This is a genomic window from Azospirillum lipoferum (assembly GCF_024170005.1).
Classification (GTDB): domain Bacteria; phylum Pseudomonadota; class Alphaproteobacteria; order Azospirillales; family Azospirillaceae; genus Azospirillum; species Azospirillum lipoferum.
This window is the reverse complement of the sequence record NZ_JALJXJ010000019.1, coordinates 67,650-85,659: the sequence shown is the minus strand read 5'-3', so window position 1 is coordinate 85,659 and position 18,010 is coordinate 67,650. Positions and strand designations below refer to the sequence as shown.

The window sequence follows — 18,010 nt, the reverse complement described above, 5'->3', positions numbered from 1 at the left end:
GTCGTCTTGATGAAGAGAGGGTTAATCGGCGGCAGTTTTTGCCGGGCGCCCGGCAAAATATGCCTAGTACCCCGCAAATGTTGCAGCCCTGCGACGGCGGCGCCACGGCGGGTTCCGCAACCTTGGGTCACAATGCCGCAGCCGATCCGCGGCTTGAGCGGAACGGCACCATTCACGCGACCATGGGTAAAAAGATACCGCCTGATGCGCGAAAAGAGTGCGGTCGTATGACGAACAGTCCGGGCTCCGCGAATAATTCGCTGTCCAAAAGAGGTATTTGGTCCAGCCAAGGTTGACATCGGGAGGGCGCGGTCATAGCTGAGTTGCATTCCATGCCCGAATCCGGCCGATTCGTCTTCCCGGCGAGGTGTTCCTAAGCTCCGGCGCAAGAGGCGGTGCTTTACGGCGGACGGGCCTGACCGGCGTTCCGGACGGCGGCGGGAAGAATCGGCTGCCGGGACCAGTACAGGATCGAAGGGGAAGAGCCATGAAACGGCGTGGCCGCGAAAAGAAGGAAGGCCTGAACGAGGTCGATGTGTTCGTCGGCCAGCGCCTGCGCGAGCTGCGCATGCTCGCCGGCCTCAGCCAGAGCGACGTCGCCTCGGCGCTGGGACTGACCTTCCAGCAATTGCAGAAGTACGAGCGTGGGTTCAACCGCGTGTCCTCCAGCCGCCTGTTCAAGCTGGGCCAGTTCTTTCGCGTTCCCGTCTCCGTCTTTTTCGAAGGGCTGGAGAACCGCCAGCCGGCGGCCGACGGCGGCGAGGTGCCGGCGGCCGGCGGTGGCGAGGAGCAGGAGAACACCCTGCAATCGCGCGAGGCGCTGATGCTGGCGCGCTATTTCCAGAGCATCCGCGATCCGCAGATCCGTGCCGCCATCCGCGAACTGGCGGAGCGCTGTGCGGAGCAGCAGGCCGACGGCAGCGCCTCGGGCACGGCGCCGGCGCCCAAGCGTGGCCGCGGACGGCGGGCGGAGCAGGGCGGCCACGCCTGAAACCGATTCCCTGAGACCGGCCGGAAGACGTCAGGCTGGCTTCAGCCGCTGGTAATGCTCCAGGAAATCGGCCAGCGCCTCTTCGGGGCCGAGCGGCACGATGGCGGCCTCGTCGGGGTCCGGCAGGTCGCGCCAGTTGACCCGGTGCGGCGCACACAGGTCGCGCAGCTCGGTCGCCAGCGCCCGCTGGTCGGCCAGCTTGACCGCCTTCGGCTCCGGATGGCGGAAGCCGAAGCGCTGGGCGAGCGCGCTTTTGATCGGCTCGACCGCCTGCCGGATGGCGTCGCGGCCGATCCGCACCTTCCACGGTGTCGGCCAGTCGCCGGTGAAGGCCTCCTCGCAGTCATGCATCAGCGCGTCGTAGGCATATCCCGCCGGTGCCAGCCGGCTGGCCAGGACGCAATGCTGGGCCACGCTGAAGAAGCGCTGGGTATTGCCGACGAACCGGCACTGGTAGGCCAGCGGCCGGGCGATGTCCTCGATGTCGAAGGGGCCGAAATCCGGCCGCTCCAGATCGACGGTGCGCCCCGAATAGGTGATCATGACCGCCGTCGGCTCGGGCACGTCGAGCAGATCGAATTGGTCGGGATGGGTGACGCGCGGCGACCCGCCGCGCCGCTTCGGCGCTGCTTTCTTCATGGTGCCCCTTGTCTCTAGCAGATTGTCTCTAGCAGATCGGCCTTGTGCCGCTCAACCGCGCGTCCGGCGGATGGCCTATGCTTGGGAAAATCCCCCTCTCCCCCCTGGGGAGAGGGTCGGGGTGAGGGGGATGCACAGGGTGGATTCTCGGGTTAGGTACGCAGTGCGACCCCCTCACCCTAACCCTCTCCCCGGGGGGGAGAGGGGATATTATCCGCCGGTTCGCGCACCAGGCTGCTGGTGGCGGCGACGGTGGTTTCCAGCAGGGGCAACAGGGCCGCGACCTTGTCGGTGTCGGCCGGGCTGTCGTTGATGGCGCGGGCGATGGCGGCCATGCGCGGCGTGCCGAAATTGGCGGCGAGCCCGGCCAGCGTATGGGCCGCCTGCTTCAGCTCCTTCGGCCGCCCGGCCTGCAAGGCGGAGCGGATGGCCGTCAGTTCGCGCAGCGCGGTTTCCGGCAGCAGCTGGAGCATGCCGTCCAGCGCCTCGCCGCCCAGGGCCAGCCGCAGTTCGGCCAGCTTCACCCGGTCGACCAGCGGCAGGGCCGAGAAGTGCCCGCCCTCGGCCGCCGGACGGCTCGGCATCGGCACCACGCGCCCTTCCTGCGGCCGGGTCGCCAGATCGATCAGCACGGCGTTCAGCTGGTCCCAGTCGATCGGCTTGGTCAGATAGGCGTCGAGCCCGGCCGCCATATGGCCGTCGCGATGTTCCGGCAGGGCATCGGCCGACAGCCCGACGATGGGGATGCGCGCGACCGGCCCGTTCATCCGGCGGATCGCCCGCGTGGTCGACCGCCCGTCCAGCACCGGCATCTCCATATCCAGGATCAGCGCGTCGTAGTCGGCCGTGGTGAGCGCGTCCAGCGCCGCCCGTCCGTCGGTCACCGCGTCGATCCGGTGGCCGATGCGGGTCATCATGGCGACGACCAGCATGCGGTTGATGTCGTTGTCCTCGGCCAGCAGAAGCCGCAGCGGCACCCGTGCCGGTTCCGGTATCTCGGCTGCCGCGCCCAGCGAGGGCCGGGCGCCGAGGTCGCCGACCGGCGGCGCCTCGGCCAGCCGGCTGAGAATCGAGAAGCGGAAGGTGGAGCCGAGGCCGGGGCTGCTGGTCACGGTGATCTCGCCGCCCATCGCCTCCACCAGCCGCTTGCAGATCGCCAGCCCCAGGCCGGTGCCGCCATATTTGCGGCTGGTCGACACGTCGGCCTGGACGAAGGCGTCGAACAGGCGGGCGCGCTGTTCGGGCGTCATGCCGATGCCGTTGTCCTGCACCTCGAACCGCAGGGTGACGGGCGCATCGGACGGTGCCCCGTCGGCCGGCGGATCGGCTGGTGGATCCGGCGACCACACCGCGATCTCGATGACGCCGCGGTCGGTGAACTTGATGGCGTTGGACACCAGGTTGAACAGCACCTGCCGCAGCCGGGTCGGGTCGCCGCGGATGTGGCGCGGCGTGTCGTCGGCGATGGAGGCAGACAGGCTCAGCCCCTTGGCCGCCGCCCGCACCAGGAACAGCTGGACCACATCCTCCACCAGCCGGGGCAGCGAGAAGTCGATCTCCTCCAGCGTCAGCTGTCCCGCCTCGATCTTCGAGAAATCCAGCACGTCGTTCAGGATGGTCATCAGCGTATCGGCCGACGACCGCAGTGTCTTGACGAAGGCCTTCTGCTGGTCGTTCAGCCCGGTGCCCATCAGCAGGTCGCCCATGCCGATCACCGCGGTCATCGGTGTGCGCAGCTCGTGGCTCATCATCGCCAGGAAGCGCGACTTGGCGCTGCTGGCATTCTCCGCCGCGATGCGGGCGGCCTCCGCATCCTCGCGCGCGCCGTCCAGCTTCTCGGCGAGAGCGAAGGTCTCGGCCGCCAGCCGGGTCAGCTGGTCCTCTGCGGCGCGCAATTCCTCCTGCGAGCGGTGGCTGTGGGTCACGTCGGCGGAGGAGCCGGCGATCCAGCGCGCGCGTCCATCCGATCCCGGCACCGGCCGCAGGGTCAGCGCGTTCCAGAAGGCGCTGCCGTCCTTGCGGTGGTTCAGCACCTCCACCGACAGGGGCCGCGCCTCCGCTATCGCGGCATGAATCGCCGCGGCGGTTTCCGGATCGGTTTCCGGTCCTTGCAGGAAAGCGGCGTTCCGCCCGATCACTTCGTCGGCTTCATAGCCGATCATGTCCAGGAAGGCGCGGTTGCAATAGACGATGGGATGGTCGGGCCGGGTGGCGTCGGTCACGACAAGGCCGGCACCGCTGGCCTCGACCACGGCGGCGAGCATCGCCATATCGGGCGAACTGCCGAAGGGCGGCACGGGGGAGGCGGGCGGCGCGGTCAAGGGCGGGTCCTGATCGGTTCGGAAAGTGCGCGCGGAGGGCCAGGATAAGCTGTCGCGGGACCGATTGCCATTATCCGGCCAGGGGAGCCGGCCAGGGGAGCCGGCCAGGGGAGCCGGCCAGGGGAGCCGATTATGGAAACCGGTGTCCATCACAGCGTCATAGCGATTCCGTTAACGACTGCGCAACAATACAATAAGAAAACTGTGTCGGTCGGCCACGCGGATAGCGGCCAGGGAACATTGGCGGAGCGGAGAGCGTCATGGTGGTGGAGGCAGGCGGACGGACCCGCCAGGTCCGGACGGTTCACGATCTTGGTGTGCTTCTCGTCGAGGATGACGACTTCACCCGCAAGCTGATCTACCGGCTGCTGCATGACATCGGGCTCCGCACGGTGTTCGAGGCGGCGGACGGCATCCAGGCGCTCGACATCCTGCGCAAGAACGGCGATGACGTGGATGTGGTGATCTGCGATCTGGAAATGCCGCGCATGGGTGGGCTGGATCTGCTGCACGCGCTGCGCACCGCCACCGGCAACCCGCTGGCCGACCTGCCGGTGCTGGTGCTGACCGGCCACCGCGAAGCCGACGTGGTGAAGCGGGCCATCGCCTACGGCATCTCCGGCTATCTGGTGAAGCCGGTATCGAAGGCCGACCTGATGAAGCGCCTGAATTTCGTCATGCAAAAACGGCAATAGCCTGGGTGGAAGGTCTGCGGCCCTCTGGCGCACCGCAACCCGTGCTGGCGCTTTCGCCTTCCTTCCTGTAGAAGGAAGATTACTGCCGCCGCGACGCGAAAGGTCCATGGGTTCCTGCCATCCTTCGCCCGGTTCGCTCCGATCCCGTTTCCGGCATCGGGGAGAGCCGTGAGCAAAGATCGACCTCCCGGGTCGTCCCCCAGGTCGCACGACGCACGCCATCCCGGTGTGGATCGGGCTTGTGCGCGCGTTTCGGATCTGCTGGACGACTTCCTGACGCGCGGTGACGCCGCATCCGGCGATCCCGAGTCCGACGATCCCGAGGGCGCTCCGGCTTCTTCCCGCATCCCGCCGGGCGAGACCCCTTCTAAAATCTCGCTTGGCGAGATCCCCTCTAAAATCTCGCTTGGCGAGATCATGGATGCGCTGGGCGACCGCGCCTTCGGTGCGCTGCTGCTGATCCTGTCGATTCCCAACGTGCTGCCGGTCCCCGGCCTGTCCACGGCAACCGGCGTGCCGATGATCCTGCTCGGCGCCCAGATGGCGGCAGGCCGGCACAGCCCCTGGCTGCCCCGCCGCATGCTGGTGGCCTGTTTCGACCGCAAGGCCTTCCTCGGCGTGATCCGCCGGGCCAAGCCCTGGGCGGAGCGGGTGGAGCGCCACCTGCGGCCGCGCCTGCCGGCGCTGGCCGGCCCTACCGCCGAACGGCTGCTGGGGCTGGCGGTCGTGGTTCTGGCCGTCATCCTGTCCCTTCCCATCGTCTTCGGAAACCAGCCCCCCGCCCTGGCCATCGCGCTGATCGCGCTGGGGCTGATGGAATCCGACGGCGTCTTCGTCTCGGCCGGCCTCGTCGCCGGCCTTCTTGCCATCGCCATCGTCGCCGCCGTCCTGCTCGGTCTCGGGCAGGCGGCGGTCGCCGTCGCGCAACAATTGTTCGGTTGAGGGAGCGCCCCCCAAGGGCACAAAGCCATGATCTGGGAACTGTTGGTCATCGTCCTGCTGATCCTGCTCAACGCCTTCTTCGCGATGTCGGAGATGGCGCTGGTGTCGGCGCGCCGCGCCCGGCTTCAGCAGATGGCCGAGGAGAAGGGCGGCGCGGGCGCCCGTGCCGCGCTGGAGTTGTCGGAAGACCCGAGCCGCTTCCTGTCCACCGTGCAGGTCGGCATCAGCCTGACCGGCATCATCGCCGGCGCCTACGGCGGCTCCACCCTTGCCGAACGCCTCGGCGGCGTGCTTGACGAGCAGGTCGCCTGGATCGCCCCCTACGGCCACACCGTCGCCTTCGCCCTGGTGGTCGCCGCCATCACCTATTTCTCGCTGATCATCGGCGAACTGGTGCCCAAGCGGGTGGCGCTGATCTCGTCGGAACGGATCGCTTCGCTGGTCGCCGCCCCGATGCGGACGGTGTCGCGCCTGTCGGCCCCGGTGGTCTGGCTTCTCGGCGTGTCGAGCGACGCGGTGCTGAAGCTTCTGCGCCTGCCCACCTCGCGCGAGCAGACGGTGACGGAGGAGGAGGTCAAGACCCTGATCGCCGAAGGCACCCAGAGCGGCGTCTTCGAGCCGGCCGAACGCCAGATGATCGAGGGGGTGATGCACCTGTCCGACCGCACGGTGCGGTCGATCATGACGCCGCGCCCCGACCTGATCTGGCTCGACATCGACGACAGCCCCGAAACGGTGGCCCGCGAGATTTGCGAAAGCGGCTATTCCCGCTTCCCGGTCTGCCGCGGCGACGTCGACGAGGTGCAGGGCATCGTCTCGACCAAGGCGCTGCTCGACCAGTCGCTGAAGGGGGTCGCCTTCGACCTGCGGTCGGCGATGGTCCAGCCGCTGGTCGTCCATGACGGCACGCCGGTCTTCCGCCTGCTCGACCTGTTCAAGCAGGCCAGCGTCCACATGGCGGTGGTGGTGGACGAGTACGGCAGTGTCGAGGGGCTGGTCACCATGACCGACATCCTGGAGGCCATTGCCGGCGAACTGCCCGACAGCACCCAGGAAGGCGACGCCGCCGCGATCCAGCGCGAGGACGGCAGCTGGCTGGTCGACGGCATGACCCCGGTCGAGGAGGTCGAGGCGCTGGTCGGCGTCAAGAACATGAAGGGAGAGGGCGATTTCCATACCATCGCCGGCTTCCTGCTCGACCAGTTCGGCCATGTCCCGACCGCGGCGGAGCATTTCCACTGGAACGGCATCCGTTTCGAAGTCGTCGACATGGATGGCCGCCGCATCGACAAGGTGCTGATCCAGCTGAATCCGGAGGTTTCGGAGGGGTGACGAGGGTTTCGAGGGGGCAAGGGCCCCCTCAATGCACCACCAGTTCTCCCGCCCCGTTCGTTGTCCGCACCGCCTCGACCAGATCGCGGACTTCCTCCGACAGGTCGTCGGCGTCCCAGCCATGGCCGTCGGCGCCGGCAACCACCAGCAGGCGCAGCGTGGTGCGCAGAAGGTCGCCGGCTTCCCAGCCGTTGGAGCGTTCCGCCTCACGTGCCATGTGCAGCAGGCCGGTGGCGCAGTTCAGGACCTCGGGGTCGACCTTCATCGGGCGTTCCTCCTCGCCCGTAAGGGGCGAATTCTGTTGGTCTGACCAACAATAATTGGCACGCCACCTTGGTCTGTCAAATCCATCCTTCAGCGGCAGGGTAGGGACTTAGGTGCCGCGCGTCGGCTCGATCCGGACACAAGACGCAGATCACATTACGCCTTCAGCACCGACAGCTTTCAACCCGGCTTCGGCGATTTTCGGGTCGCATGACGGTTGAAGGGCCGATCCGTGAGGCCATCATCTGTAGCCGCCGCCCAGGATCCTCACTCCGCATTGACAGGCTCCCTACTAGTTGGTAGGCTCTGTGTATGAACACGCAATCGACCAGAGCCGACGACATTCTCCGCTGTGCGCGCGCGCTCATCGCCAGGGGCGGCTACAACAGTTTCAGCTATGCCGATATTTCCAAGGTCGTCGGCATCCGTACCGCGAGCATACACCACCATTTCCCCAGCAAATCTGATCTGGTCCGCGTGCTCGTCGCGCAGTACCGGGAGGAGGCTTCGGCCGGACTGGCCCGGTTGGAACAGGCCATCCCCGATCCCCTGGACCAACTCCGCGCCTATCTCGGTTATTGGGAGCGGTGCTTCGCCGATATGGCCGCTCCATTCTGCGTCTGCGCGCTGCTCGCGGGCGAAACTCCGGTTCTGCCCGAAGAGGTCGCCGTGGAAGTACGAGGACATTTCCGCCGGCTCGCCGAATGGTTGACGGGAGTCTTCGAGCGCGGCGCTGCACAAGGCCGTCTTCGTCTGTCCGGAACCGCGAGGGCTGACGCGGAGATGTTCATGGCCACCACGCATGGCGCGATGCTGTCGGCCCGTGCCTATGGCGACGCTAAGGCCTTCGGCGCCATAACCCGTCCCCTGCTGGAGCGGATCGCCGCCTGAAAGCGGGGCCTTCCGCACGCAGTCAAGGCTTGGCCACGGAGCCTACCAATCAGTAGGTAGATTTTCTTCTCTTCGGTCCTGCCGGCTCTCACCGTCCCCGTTCCTCTGAACCTGAAAGGAAATCACCGATGTTCGGAATTTCTCCGATCGGCTGGGCTCATACGCTCGGCAGCCTGCCGGCCATCCCCGTGGCCGCCTATATGTTCGCCCGCCATGGCCGCATCGTGCCCCGCTCCATGCCGGGGGCCGTCTATTTCGCTTCCATGCTGATCGGTGCCTCGACGGTCTTTCTCGTCGCTCATCAGCCGGTCAGCTACGGCATCGGCGCCGTGACGATCCTGCTGTTGCTTGTGGGCTATGCGATCGGGTGGGGACCGGCGGCGGGGCGCGCGGCCCGCTACATCGAGACCGTCTGCCTCAGCGTAAGCGCCTTCCTGCTGATGGTGCCGACGGTCAGCGAAATCCTGCGCCGGGTTCCGGACGGCCACCCCCTGGTGACCGACTTGAAGTCGCCGCTGCTGCTGGGCGCCCAGGGCGCGCTTGCGGTCATTCTTGTCATCGGCCTGACCGCCCAGATCGTCCACTTGGCACGGCGCCGGCAATAGACCGTCTCCTCCGGCGGGAGCAACGGTTCAATCTTCCAGCGGCGGCAAACGGGAAACGAAACGACCCTTGACCCCCTGGGGCCATTGCTTGAACGGAACGATTCCGTCGGTGGTGGCGGCATAGGCACGCAGATAGGCGGTCAGCGTTTCCACCGTCATCTCGTCCGGGGCGAAGTCGCCCAGCACATAGCTCATCCGGGTGGCGGAGCGCACTGCGACGGCGCAAGGGCGCCGGCAGCTCATCAGGCAGCGCATCGGGCGCAGCCGCACCAGCGCCGCCAGATCCGGGGCGTCGGCCAGCGCCCGCTCCATCAGCGCCACCAGTTCCGCCCCCGGCCGTGGGGCCTCGGGCGGGTCTTCCGGACGGCGGCAGGTTTCACAGACGACAAGCTCGACGGTCATGCTCTGGCTTTCGGAGGTTTTCCGGTTCTCACCACCCGACAGCTAGAGCCCGGTTCGGAGACTGTCAACGCGCTTGCGGCTTGCCAAGCCGTGCGAAACTCCCGACCATGCGGACCACCACAGGCGACGGGCGGGAACGGCGGACGGGCATGAGCGCGAGGCAACGGATCGTCCGTGAACGCCGGCAATACAACCAGCTCGCCGCCGACCAGACGCTGGAGGACTACGCGCTCCGCTACACCGCGGAACGGGCGCGGCGCTGGAGCGCATGGCGGGTCGCCAACACGGCACTCGGCGCCATCTCCTTCCTGGCCTGCGAAGCCATCGGCGCCGCCGTCACCCTGACCTACGGCTTCGAGAACGCCATGGCCGCCATCTTGGCGGTGGCGCTGCTCAGCATCCTGGTCGGTCTGCCGATCACCTACCATGCCGCCAAGGCCGGGGTGGACATCGACCTGCTGGCCCGCGGGGCGGGCTTCGGCTATCTCGGCTCGACCATCACCTCGCTGGTCTACGCCTCCTTCACCTTCATCCTGTTCTCCATCGAGGCCAGCATCATGTCGGCCGGGCTGACCATGGTGCTGGGCATCCCGGCGTCGGTCGCCCATGTCATCAGTTCGCTGGCGGTGATCCCCATCGCCGTCTACGGCATCCGCTTCATCAGCCGCATGCAATGGGCGACGCAGCCGGTGTGGATCCTGCTGCAATGCGTGCCCTTCGCCTATTTCTTCCTGCTCGACCGCGAAACGCTGGCGCAATGGACCTCGCTGCCCGGCGTCTACGCCCCCAACGGTGAGTTGTCGCTGCTGCCCTTCGGCATGGCCGCCTCGGTCCTGCTGTCGCTTCTGCCGCAGATCGGCGAGCAGGTGGACTATCTGCGCTTTCTGCCCTCGCAGGCCCGCATCGGGCGCCTGCGCTGGTGGACGGCGATGCTGGCCGGCGGGCCGGGCTGGGTGCTGATCGGCAGCCTGAAGCTGGCGGCCGGATCGCTGCTGGCCTTCCTCGCCATCAAGCACGGGCTGCCGGTGGAGGACGCGGTGCAGCCCAACACCATGTACCATGTCGCGTTTCTCGACGTCTTCGGCTCCCCCGCCGCGGCGCTGGCGCTGACCGGCATCTTCGTCGTCGTCTGCCAGATGAAGATCAACGTCACCAACGCCTATGCCGGCTCCATCGCCTGGTCGAACTTCTTCTCCCGCCTGACCCGCAGCCACCCCGGCCGCGTCGTCTGGCTGGTGTTCAACGTGCTGCTCGCCCTGCTGCTGATGGAGATCGGCATCCTCGGCGTGATCGAGAGCATCCTCGGCCTCTACGCCAACGTCGCGGTCGGCTGGCTGGGGGCGGTCGCCGCCGATCTGGCGGTCAACAAGCCGCTGGGTTTCAGCCCGCCGGGGATCGAGTTCAAGCGCGCCCACCTCTACGACATCAATCCCGTGGGCACCGGTGCCATGGGGCTGTCGGTGCTGTGCTCCACCACCGCCTTCTTCGGGCTGCTGGGGCCGGTGGCGCAGGCGCTCGCCCCCTTCATCGGGCTGGTCGTCGCCTTCGCCGCCGCCCCGCTGATCGCCTGGAGGACCGGGGGCCGCTATTACCTCGCGCGCAAGTCCGACCGGCTGCCCGGCGATGGCGCAACCGTCCGCTGTTCGATCTGCGAGAATCAGTTCGAACGGCCGGACATGGCCTTCTGCCCGGCCTACGACGCGCCGATCTGCTCGCTCTGCTGCACGCTGGAGGCGCGCTGCCACGATCTGTGCAAGAAGGACAGCCGCTTCGCCGACCAGATCGCCCACAGCCTGCAACGGGTGCTGCCCAGGCGGATGGCGGCCGGCGTCCACACCCGCACCGGCCATTTCATCGGGGTGATGACGCTGTTCTCGCTGGTGTTGGGCGGGGTGCTGGTGGTCATCGACTTCCAGTATGCCAATGCCGACGCGGCGGAGCGGGCGGCGATCCATACCGCGCTGTTCACCGTCTTCGTCTGCCTGTTCATCCTGTCCGGCGTCGCCGCCTGGCTGCTGGTGCTGGCCCATGAGAGCCGCCGCAAGGCGGAGGAGGAGACCGCCCGCCAGACCGCCATGCTGATGGACGAGATCGCCGCCCACGAGCGCACCGACGCCGCCCTGCAAAAGGCCAAGGAGGTGGCGGAGGCCGCCAACGCCGCCAAGAGCCGCTACATCATCGGCGTCAGCCACGAAATCCGGGCACCGCTGAATGCCATCTCCGGCTATGCCCAGCTTCTGGAGAGCAACAGCACCCAGCGCCCGCAGGACGCCGTTCGCGTCATCCGCCGCAGTGCGGAGCATCTGTCGAACCTGATCGACGGGCTGCTCGACATCTCCAAGATCGAATCGGGCCTGCGCCGGCTCAGCCGCGACAAGGTACAGCTGATCGACTTCCTCGACCAGCTGGCCGACATGTTCCGCATCCAGGCCGCCGCCAAGGGTCTGGACTTCCGCTATGCCCGCGTCCCCCACCTGCCGGCCTGGGTCCACACCGACAGCAAGATCCTGCGCCAGATCCTGATCAACCTGCTGTCGAATGCGGTGAAATACACCGAGAGCGGCCATGTCGCCCTGACCGTCCGCTACCGCAGCCAGATCGCCGAGTTCGAGATCGCCGACAGCGGCATCGGCATCCGGGAGGAGGATCTCGACCGTGTCTTCGAACCCTTCGAGCGTGGGCGCGGTGCGGCGGTGCGGGCGGTGGCCGGCACCGGCCTCGGCCTGACCATCACGCGGGTGCTGACCCGGATCATGGGCGGCGACATTGCGCTGCGCAGCAAGGCGGGGGAGGGCAGCGTCTTCACCGTCCGCCTGCTGCTGTCGGAGGCGATGCACCGGCCGGGCGAGCAGGTGGAGCGCCGCGCCATCACCGGCTATGCCGGGCCGCAGATCACCATCCTGCTGGCTGACGACGACCGCGACCATCTGGCACTGATGACCGACATCCTGCGTCCGCTGGGCTTCGTGCTGTTCATCGCGTCGGACGCCACCACCTGCCTGGAGCTGGCGGCACAGTGCAAGCCCGACGTCGCCATGCTCGACATCTCCATGCCCGGCGAGAGCGGTTGGGACGTGGCGGAGGAGCTGCGCCGGCAGTTCGCCGACCGCATCCGCATCATCATGGTCTCCGCCAACGCTTACGAGGCGCAGGGGCCGGGCGACGGCCGGGCGCCGCACGATGCCTTCGTCGCCAAGCCGATCGAGATCCACGCGCTGCTCGACCGGTTGCAGGCGCTGACCGGGCTGGAATGGATCCACGCCCCGGAAAAACAGGCGGAACCGCTTGCCTCCGTGCCCGCGTCGGTCGATCAAGTAACGAAGCCGGTCGGAGCACCGGAGTCCGGTCTTCCTGAATCGGCACTGCGTCATCTCGACGACCTGCGCCAGCTCGGCCGGATCGGCTACATTCGGGGGATCGAAGCCAAGCTGCGCGAGATCGAGGCGGAGGATGCCGCCGCGACGCCATTCGTCGAGCGGCTGCGAACGCTGGTGCGCGCCTTCGACCTGAAAGGCTATATGCGTGCGGTGGAAGAGGCGGCGGCGCAATGCGACGCCGAACGGAAGGCAGAAGACGGGGCCGTGACGGGATGAAGCGCCGCGACATGATCCTGGTGGTGGACGACACCCCCGACACGCTGGGATTCCTGACGGAGGCCATCGAGCAGGCCGACCTGACCGTGCTGGTCGCCGTCGACGGCGAGAGTGCCCTGGACCTCGTCAGCCAGATCACCCCGGACCTGATCCTGATGGATGCGGTGATGCCCGGTCTGGACGGCTTCGAGACCTGCCGGCGGCTGAAGCAGCTCCCCCACCTGTCGCACATCCCCGTCATCTTCATGACCGGCCTCAGCGATACCGAACATGTGGTGAAGGGGCTGGAGGCCGGCGGCGTCGATTACGTCACCAAGCCCATCGTGGTGGACGAGCTGATCGCCCGCATCCGCGTCCATCTGACCAACGCCCGCGTCGCCTACGCCGCACGCGCGGCACTCGATGCCACCGGCCGCTTCCTGCTGGCGACCGACGGGGAGGGCCGGCTGCTGTGGTGTACCCCGCAGGCGGAGCGGCTGCTGGCCGGCCTGCGCCCGGAAGCGGCGTCGGCGCTGGCCGCCGGTCTGGCCGGGCTGCGCCGGACCTCCACCCCCGGCGGTGCGGGGGAGAGTTTCGCGCTGGATCTGCCGGACGGCAAGGGGATGCGGCGGCTGGAGTTCACCTATCTCAGCCCGGCCAACCCCGACGAATATCTGTTCCGCCTCAGCGAGCCGACCGCCGGCCGTCAGGAGGCGGTGCTGCGCGATGCTCTTGGCCTCACCGCGCGCGAGGCGGAGGTTCTGCTGTGGATCGCCAACGGCAAGCCCAACCGCGACATCGGCGAGATCCTCGGCATCAGTCCGCGCACGGTGAACAAGCACCTGGAGCAGGTCTTCACCAAGCTGGGCGTGGAAAACCGCGCCTCCGCCGCCGCGCTGGCGATCCGCACCCTGGCAGCAAAGGCGTAAGGGCGGCCCCTTAGAGTCTGGCTGGTGCTTATCGAAGCACCAGCCAGACTCTAAGCTTTTGGTTTTCCGTGTGATTCACGCTTCAAGCGATTCCGCTTGAAACGATCACACTCTAGCGCTGAGCCCGCTCGAAGGTCAGGCGGCGGCCGTCGTCCTCCTGCCTTGCGCGCAGATAGATGCCGTGACTCCGATGCTGGGCGATCGCCGTCTCGCCGAGGATCAGCACCTCATAGCCGAGCCCGTCCAGATGGGACAGCAGAGCCTCCTGCGCGTCACGGATGCCGGGCAGGTAGCTGACATCCCAAAGCTCGAACAGCACCGGAGGATAGCCGGACCGCGTCAGCGTCTCCGCCGCGCCCTTCAGGACCGGCAGCTCCATTCCCTCGACATCCAGCTTCAGCAGGCAAAGATCGTCGATGCCGAAATCGTCCAGCCGCACCATGCTGGCCTGTCCCATCCGCGCCTCGGGGCGGTCGGTATCCCAGACGATGCCCGATTCGCGGCGCACCCGCCGCACCTCCGGGTCGAGGCTGAGCGCACCCAGGTTGCAGTCGCTGGCATAATCGGGAATGGGAATCTCGATCACATCCATCCGCTCGCCCAGCGCCAGATTATGGACCAGAACGCAATCCAGCCCGTTGAGCGCCAACGAGCCGCAGATCAGATGGTAGAGCGGCCGCTGCACCTCGAAGCTGACGACCCGGTGGCTGTTCTGGAACGTCAGCGCCATCGGAATGGTGAAGGCGCCGACATTGGCCCCGCCATCCACGATGGTGCCCCCGGCCTTCTTCGTGTTGCTTTCCCAGATCCCGACAAGCGCCTTGGCGAACATCAGGGTCACCGGCTCCCATTGGCCGTCCCGGCGCAGGAAACGGGTGATGCCGTCATCCGTGTCGAACAGCAGAAACCGGCCCATCTTGGTCTCTACCACGGTGGCGTTCGGCAGCATTCGGAGAGCCCTCGCAATCGGAAGGCGTCAATATACCCGATGCTGCCCGTCCGTCATATGGCGATCGTCGGCTCCGCACCGCTCCGTCCGGCGACGATGTGGTTCATGATGCAGGTCATCACCGGCTCGCCGCGCTGGTTCAGCGTGGTGTAGGCCAGCCGCACGGTGCCGCGGCCGCCGCGGCGCGACGGGATCGTCTCCACCACCTCCACCCGGACGCGGATGGTGTCGCCGGGCCGCACCGGCCGCAGCCAGCGCAACTCGTCCATGCCCGACCCGCCCAGGCTGGTGCCGGTGATCAGCCCGGTGTCGCGGAACAGCCGGAAGGTCAGCGACAGCGTGTGGAAGCCGCTGGCGATCAACCCCTGGAACGGCCCGTCCGCCGCCGCCGCCGCGTCGATGTGGAAGGGCTGCGGGTCGAAGCGCAGGGCGAAATCCATGATCTGGCTCTCGGTCAGGGTCGCCCCCTCCGACTGGAACACGTCGCCGATGCGGAAATCCTCGAAATGGCGGCCGGACATCGTCTCGTTTTCCCTTCAGGTCGTCTTGTCGTTGCAGGCGAAGAGTAGCCTGCCGGGATCGTCCGTCAAAGGGCAGGGCGGCCTCCGGCCAGGGCATAGGTCCTACGGCGTAAACCTTTGGCGTAATTCGCATTCCGGTCGTGATCGGGCATGTTCCCGGTCGGATTCCAGGCTATCGACGGACGGATGTCACCACTCCCCGCGCACAGGACCTCCCAGGGCACCTCCCAAAGCACGTCGATGCTGTCGCCATTCCGTTGCATCGTGTTTTCGGTCGCCGGGCAAGCTCTGGCGCTGCCGGCGGAAGCCGTGCGGCGCTTCCTGCCGTTGCCGCGGCTGGACCGCCTGCCGACGGCACCGCTGCCGGTGGAAGGCGTGTTCCGCTATCAGGGGGAGGTGGTGCCGGTCCTGCGCCTGGATGTCCTGCTCGATCTCGTCCGGTTCGATCCCGGGGCCGGCGGATCGGCGCCGGGCCTCTATTCGCCGCTTCTCCTCGTCACGTGGCAGGGCCGGCCGGCGGCGCTGCTGGCCGATCAGGTCCATGGCGGCACGCTGGTCGATCCGAGGGAGCGCACGCCGTCCGATCCGTCGCTGAGCTTCAACGGCTGTGCCGCCGGCGCCTTTCCGGACCGGGTGACCGGCCGCGGCGGCAGCGTGACCCTGCTCGACCCCGACCGGCTGCTGAACGAGGCGGAGGGCCGGCTGCTCGACGCCTTTCGCGCGGTGGCGGAACGGCGGCTGGCGCAGTGGCAGGTCCCCGCCGATCCCGCTGATGCCGATATGGACGATGCGGCTCCTCAAGACACGGCAGCCGCCGGGGACGGCGGCGCATGATGTCCAGTTCCGCCGCGACGATCGAGGCGATCCGCCGCGACCCGCATTTCCCGCGCCTGAAGGCGATGGTGATCGATGCCACCGGCCTTGCCTATTACGCCGACAAGGATTCCGCCTTCGCCGAACGGATCAACCGCCGGCTGCCCTTCGGCCGCATCGCCACGGTCGCCGGCTATCTGGCGGCGCTGGAGGCGGAGGGACCGGGCGGCGCCGAATATCAGGGACTGATCAACGAGCTGGCGGTGGGGGAGACCTTCTTCTTCCGCTACATCGAACAGTTCGACGCGCTGCGTGCCGTCGCCATCCCCGAATGCCTGCGCCGCAACCAGTCGAGCCGCCTGCTGCGGATCTGGAGTGCCGGCTGCTCCATCGGGCCGGAGGCCTACACCCTCGAAATCCTGCTGAAGCAGCATTTCGCCGCCCAGTTGGAAGGCTGGCAGGTCCATATCCTCGGCACCGACATCAACGGCGCCTTCCTGGAGCAGGCGCGGCGCGGCGCCTATGGCGACTGGGCGGTGCGCGGCCTGTCGCCGGATACGCTGGAGGCCTGCTTCGACCGCGAGGACAAGCTGTGGTCGGTGAAGCCGAAATACCGGCAATGGACCAGCTTCATGCCCTTCAACCTCGTGGATGGGACGATTCCCTCATATCCGCACGGGATCGGGCATTTCGACATCATCCTGTGCCGCAACGTCATGATCTATTTCGACGAGGCGACGCGGCACCGGCTGCTGGGCGACCTGCACAAGGCACTGGCCGAGGGGGGATGGCTGGTGGTCGGCCATGCCGAGGCCGGTCCGCAGATGAACGAGCTGTTCATTCCGGTGTCGGTCCCCGGCGCCACGCTCTATCGCAAGCAACCCGACACGCCGGCAACGGCTGCGGTGAGCCGCAGTTCCACCGCCAGCCTCCTGCCGGTCGCACCGGCCACCGGGATCGCGTCGCGCCGCGCCGGCAAGCCTGCCGCGAAGCCCGCGACCGACACCACCCAGCCTGCGTCGGTCCCGCGCACCCGCAGGGCGGCCCCGGCGGCCCCGCCCGCGGACCCCACCCCGCCGGACACGGCCGAGACCAACGAGCGCTCCTCCGTGCTGGAAGCCTGTCTGGCGCGGGTGGAGGCGCAGCGGCTCGACCCCGCCGCCCACTATCACCTGGGGCTGGTGGAGGAGGAGCTTGGCGTCGGCGACCCGGTGGCGGCCTTCAAGCGCGCCTTGTATCTCGACCCGCGCTTCGTCCTGGCCGACTATCATCTGGCACTGGCCTATTGGCGGCGCGGCCGGCTGCTGCCGGCCCAGCGCCATTTCCGCAACGCGCGCGAGGCGCTGGAAAGCCGTCCCGACGGCGAGGCGGTGACGGAGGGCGGCGGCCTGACCGTGCAGGAACTGCGCGGTATGCTCGACCTCTGGCTGACCGGTGAGGAGGGCTGATGGACGAGACCCTTGCCGGCGCCGGTGCCGCGCCGCTCATCGCCGCCCTCGACAGCGCATCGCCCGACCGCGCCGCCGTCCGGGCATCCGCCCGAGTTTCCATAGACTGGGAGGCGGTGCGCGAGAAGCTGGCGCGCCGCACCGCCGACCTTGAGGCGACCTTCGCCGGCCGCGGCCCCTGGGCCGACGCCGTATTGGCCCGCCGGGCGGAGGAGCTGGCCGCGACGCCGCAGACCGGCGACCTGATCGACGGCGAGGCGGGCATCGGCACGCCCATGCTGGTCGCGCGCGGGGTGGAGACGCTCTATGGGCTGGAACTGCGCCATCTCGGCCATATCGTGCCGATGCCGCGGCTGGCCCGCGTGCCCGGGGCGCCGCCCGCCGTGCTGGGGGTGATCGCCGTCGCCGGCCGGGTGATGCGGCTGTTCGACCTCGACCGGCTGTGCAGCGGGCCCTCCCTGCGGGGGGCCGCCGGCAGCGCCGAAGCCGACCAGACCGGTTACGCCATCGTGCTGCGCACCGGTGCCGGCCGTCCGGCCGCCCTGCGCCTGCGCGAGGTGGAGCGGGTGGCCGACATCCGGGCGCCGGGCGCCGCAGCTCCGGCGGAGGCCGGCCCTCTGATCCGGGCGATCACCGCGGAGCGCATGGCGATCCTCGACATGACCGCCCTGCTCGACGCCGTGAAGACCTGAAGAA

The 18,010-nt window shown here is 68.0% G+C and carries 17 protein-coding genes; 11 read left to right on the top strand and 6 right to left on the bottom strand.

Annotation, left to right across the window (positions count from 1 at the left end; translation table 11 throughout):
- Positions 1–487: 487 nt before the first annotated feature.
- A complete protein-coding gene (locus J2848_RS31235; RefSeq protein ID WP_149234371.1) occupies positions 488–991 on the top strand; it encodes a helix-turn-helix domain-containing protein in 504 nt (167 codons plus the stop codon).
- A 30-nt stretch (positions 992–1,021) separates the two neighbouring features.
- On the opposite strand, the gene J2848_RS31230 is transcribed toward J2848_RS31235, so the two are convergent.
- Both J2848_RS31230 and J2848_RS31225 read right to left on the bottom strand, forming a co-directional pair.
- Complete coding sequence (locus J2848_RS31230) at positions 1,022–1,630, bottom strand: HD domain-containing protein (protein WP_149234372.1); 609 nt, start codon at positions 1,628–1,630, stop codon at positions 1,022–1,024.
- Between the two features lie 179 nt (positions 1,631–1,809).
- Positions 1,810–3,951 carry an ATP-binding protein gene (locus J2848_RS31225; protein ID WP_170307222.1) on the bottom strand — a complete coding sequence of 714 codons (2,142 nt, stop codon included), beginning with the start codon at positions 3,949–3,951 and terminating at the stop codon, positions 1,810–1,812.
- Between the two features lie 260 nt (positions 3,952–4,211).
- On the opposite strand from J2848_RS31225, the gene J2848_RS31220 reads away from it, so the two are divergent.
- The 3 genes from J2848_RS31220 to J2848_RS31210 all read left to right on the top strand — a co-directional run bounded on the left by J2848_RS31220 (position 4,212) and on the right by J2848_RS31210 (position 6,920).
- On the top strand, positions 4,212–4,646 hold the full coding sequence (locus tag J2848_RS31220) for a response regulator (RefSeq protein ID WP_149234374.1): 435 nt from the start codon (positions 4,212–4,214) through the stop codon (positions 4,644–4,646).
- A gap of 228 nt (positions 4,647–4,874) precedes the next feature.
- Complete coding sequence (locus J2848_RS31215; protein ID WP_246194284.1) at positions 4,875–5,588, top strand: exopolysaccharide biosynthesis protein; 714 nt, start codon at positions 4,875–4,877, stop codon at positions 5,586–5,588.
- A gap of 27 nt (positions 5,589–5,615) precedes the next feature.
- The gene (locus J2848_RS31210; protein WP_149234376.1) at positions 5,616–6,920 is read left to right on the top strand and encodes a hemolysin family protein; all 1,305 of its coding nucleotides are present in this window, start codon (positions 5,616–5,618) and stop codon (positions 6,918–6,920) included.
- Positions 6,921–6,948: 28 nt separating this feature from the next.
- Here J2848_RS31210 and J2848_RS31205 read toward each other — a convergent pair whose 3' ends face one another.
- On the bottom strand, positions 6,949–7,185 hold the full coding sequence (locus J2848_RS31205) for a hypothetical protein (RefSeq protein WP_149234377.1): 237 nt from the start codon (positions 7,183–7,185) through the stop codon (positions 6,949–6,951).
- A gap of 311 nt (positions 7,186–7,496) precedes the next feature.
- Between J2848_RS31205 and J2848_RS31200 the strand changes: the two genes are divergently transcribed.
- Together J2848_RS31200 and J2848_RS31195 are read left to right on the top strand one after the other, a co-directional pair.
- On the top strand, positions 7,497–8,075 hold the full coding sequence (locus J2848_RS31200) for a TetR/AcrR family transcriptional regulator (RefSeq protein WP_149234378.1): 579 nt from the start codon (positions 7,497–7,499) through the stop codon (positions 8,073–8,075).
- A gap of 128 nt (positions 8,076–8,203) precedes the next feature.
- On the top strand, positions 8,204–8,680 hold the full coding sequence (locus J2848_RS31195) for a hypothetical protein (protein ID WP_149234379.1): 477 nt from the start codon (positions 8,204–8,206) through the stop codon (positions 8,678–8,680).
- Positions 8,681–8,707: 27 nt separating this feature from the next.
- On the opposite strand, the gene J2848_RS31190 is transcribed toward J2848_RS31195, so the two are convergent.
- Positions 8,708–9,082 carry a DUF1636 domain-containing protein gene (locus tag J2848_RS31190; RefSeq protein ID WP_149234380.1) on the bottom strand — a complete coding sequence of 125 codons (375 nt, stop codon included), beginning with the start codon at positions 9,080–9,082 and terminating at the stop codon, positions 8,708–8,710.
- A 107-nt stretch (positions 9,083–9,189) separates the two neighbouring features.
- Between J2848_RS31190 and J2848_RS31185 the strand changes: the two genes are divergently transcribed.
- Both J2848_RS31185 and J2848_RS31180 read left to right on the top strand, forming a co-directional pair.
- The gene (locus tag J2848_RS31185) at positions 9,190–12,675 is read left to right on the top strand and encodes a hybrid sensor histidine kinase/response regulator (RefSeq protein WP_246194286.1); all 3,486 of its coding nucleotides are present in this window, start codon (positions 9,190–9,192) and stop codon (positions 12,673–12,675) included.
- Positions 12,672–13,583: a response regulator transcription factor gene (locus J2848_RS31180; RefSeq protein WP_149234381.1), complete on the top strand. Its 912-nt coding sequence runs from the start codon at positions 12,672–12,674 to the stop codon at positions 13,581–13,583. The genes J2848_RS31185 and J2848_RS31180 overlap by 4 nt, the downstream gene beginning before the upstream one ends.
- A gap of 112 nt (positions 13,584–13,695) precedes the next feature.
- Here the strand turns inward: J2848_RS31180 and J2848_RS31175 are convergent, their stop codons facing one another.
- Positions 13,696–14,532 carry an FkbM family methyltransferase gene (locus J2848_RS31175; protein ID WP_149234382.1) on the bottom strand — a complete coding sequence of 279 codons (837 nt, stop codon included), beginning with the start codon at positions 14,530–14,532 and terminating at the stop codon, positions 13,696–13,698.
- Positions 14,533–14,585: 53 nt separating this feature from the next.
- A complete protein-coding gene (locus tag J2848_RS31170; RefSeq protein WP_149234383.1) occupies positions 14,586–15,053 on the bottom strand; it encodes a MaoC family dehydratase in 468 nt (155 codons plus the stop codon).
- 240 nt (positions 15,054–15,293) lie between these two features.
- On the opposite strand from J2848_RS31170, the gene J2848_RS31165 reads away from it, so the two are divergent.
- Genes J2848_RS31165 through J2848_RS31155 form a run of 3 tightly spaced genes read left to right on the top strand, consistent with a single transcriptional unit; the run spans position 15,294 to position 18,006 of the window.
- Positions 15,294–15,887, top strand: coding sequence for a chemotaxis protein CheW (locus J2848_RS31165; protein WP_246194287.1), 594 nt, complete (start codon positions 15,294–15,296; stop codon positions 15,885–15,887).
- Positions 15,884–17,314 (top strand): CheR family methyltransferase, encoded by a 1,431-nt coding sequence (locus tag J2848_RS31160; protein ID WP_149234385.1) that lies wholly within the window; start codon positions 15,884–15,886, stop codon positions 17,312–17,314. Before J2848_RS31165 ends, J2848_RS31160 begins: the two co-directional genes overlap by 4 nt.
- On the top strand, positions 17,314–18,006 hold the full coding sequence (locus J2848_RS31155) for a chemotaxis protein CheW (RefSeq protein ID WP_149234386.1): 693 nt from the start codon (positions 17,314–17,316) through the stop codon (positions 18,004–18,006). The genes J2848_RS31160 and J2848_RS31155 overlap by 1 nt, the downstream gene beginning before the upstream one ends.
- The last annotated feature ends 4 nt before the right edge of the window (positions 18,007–18,010 follow it).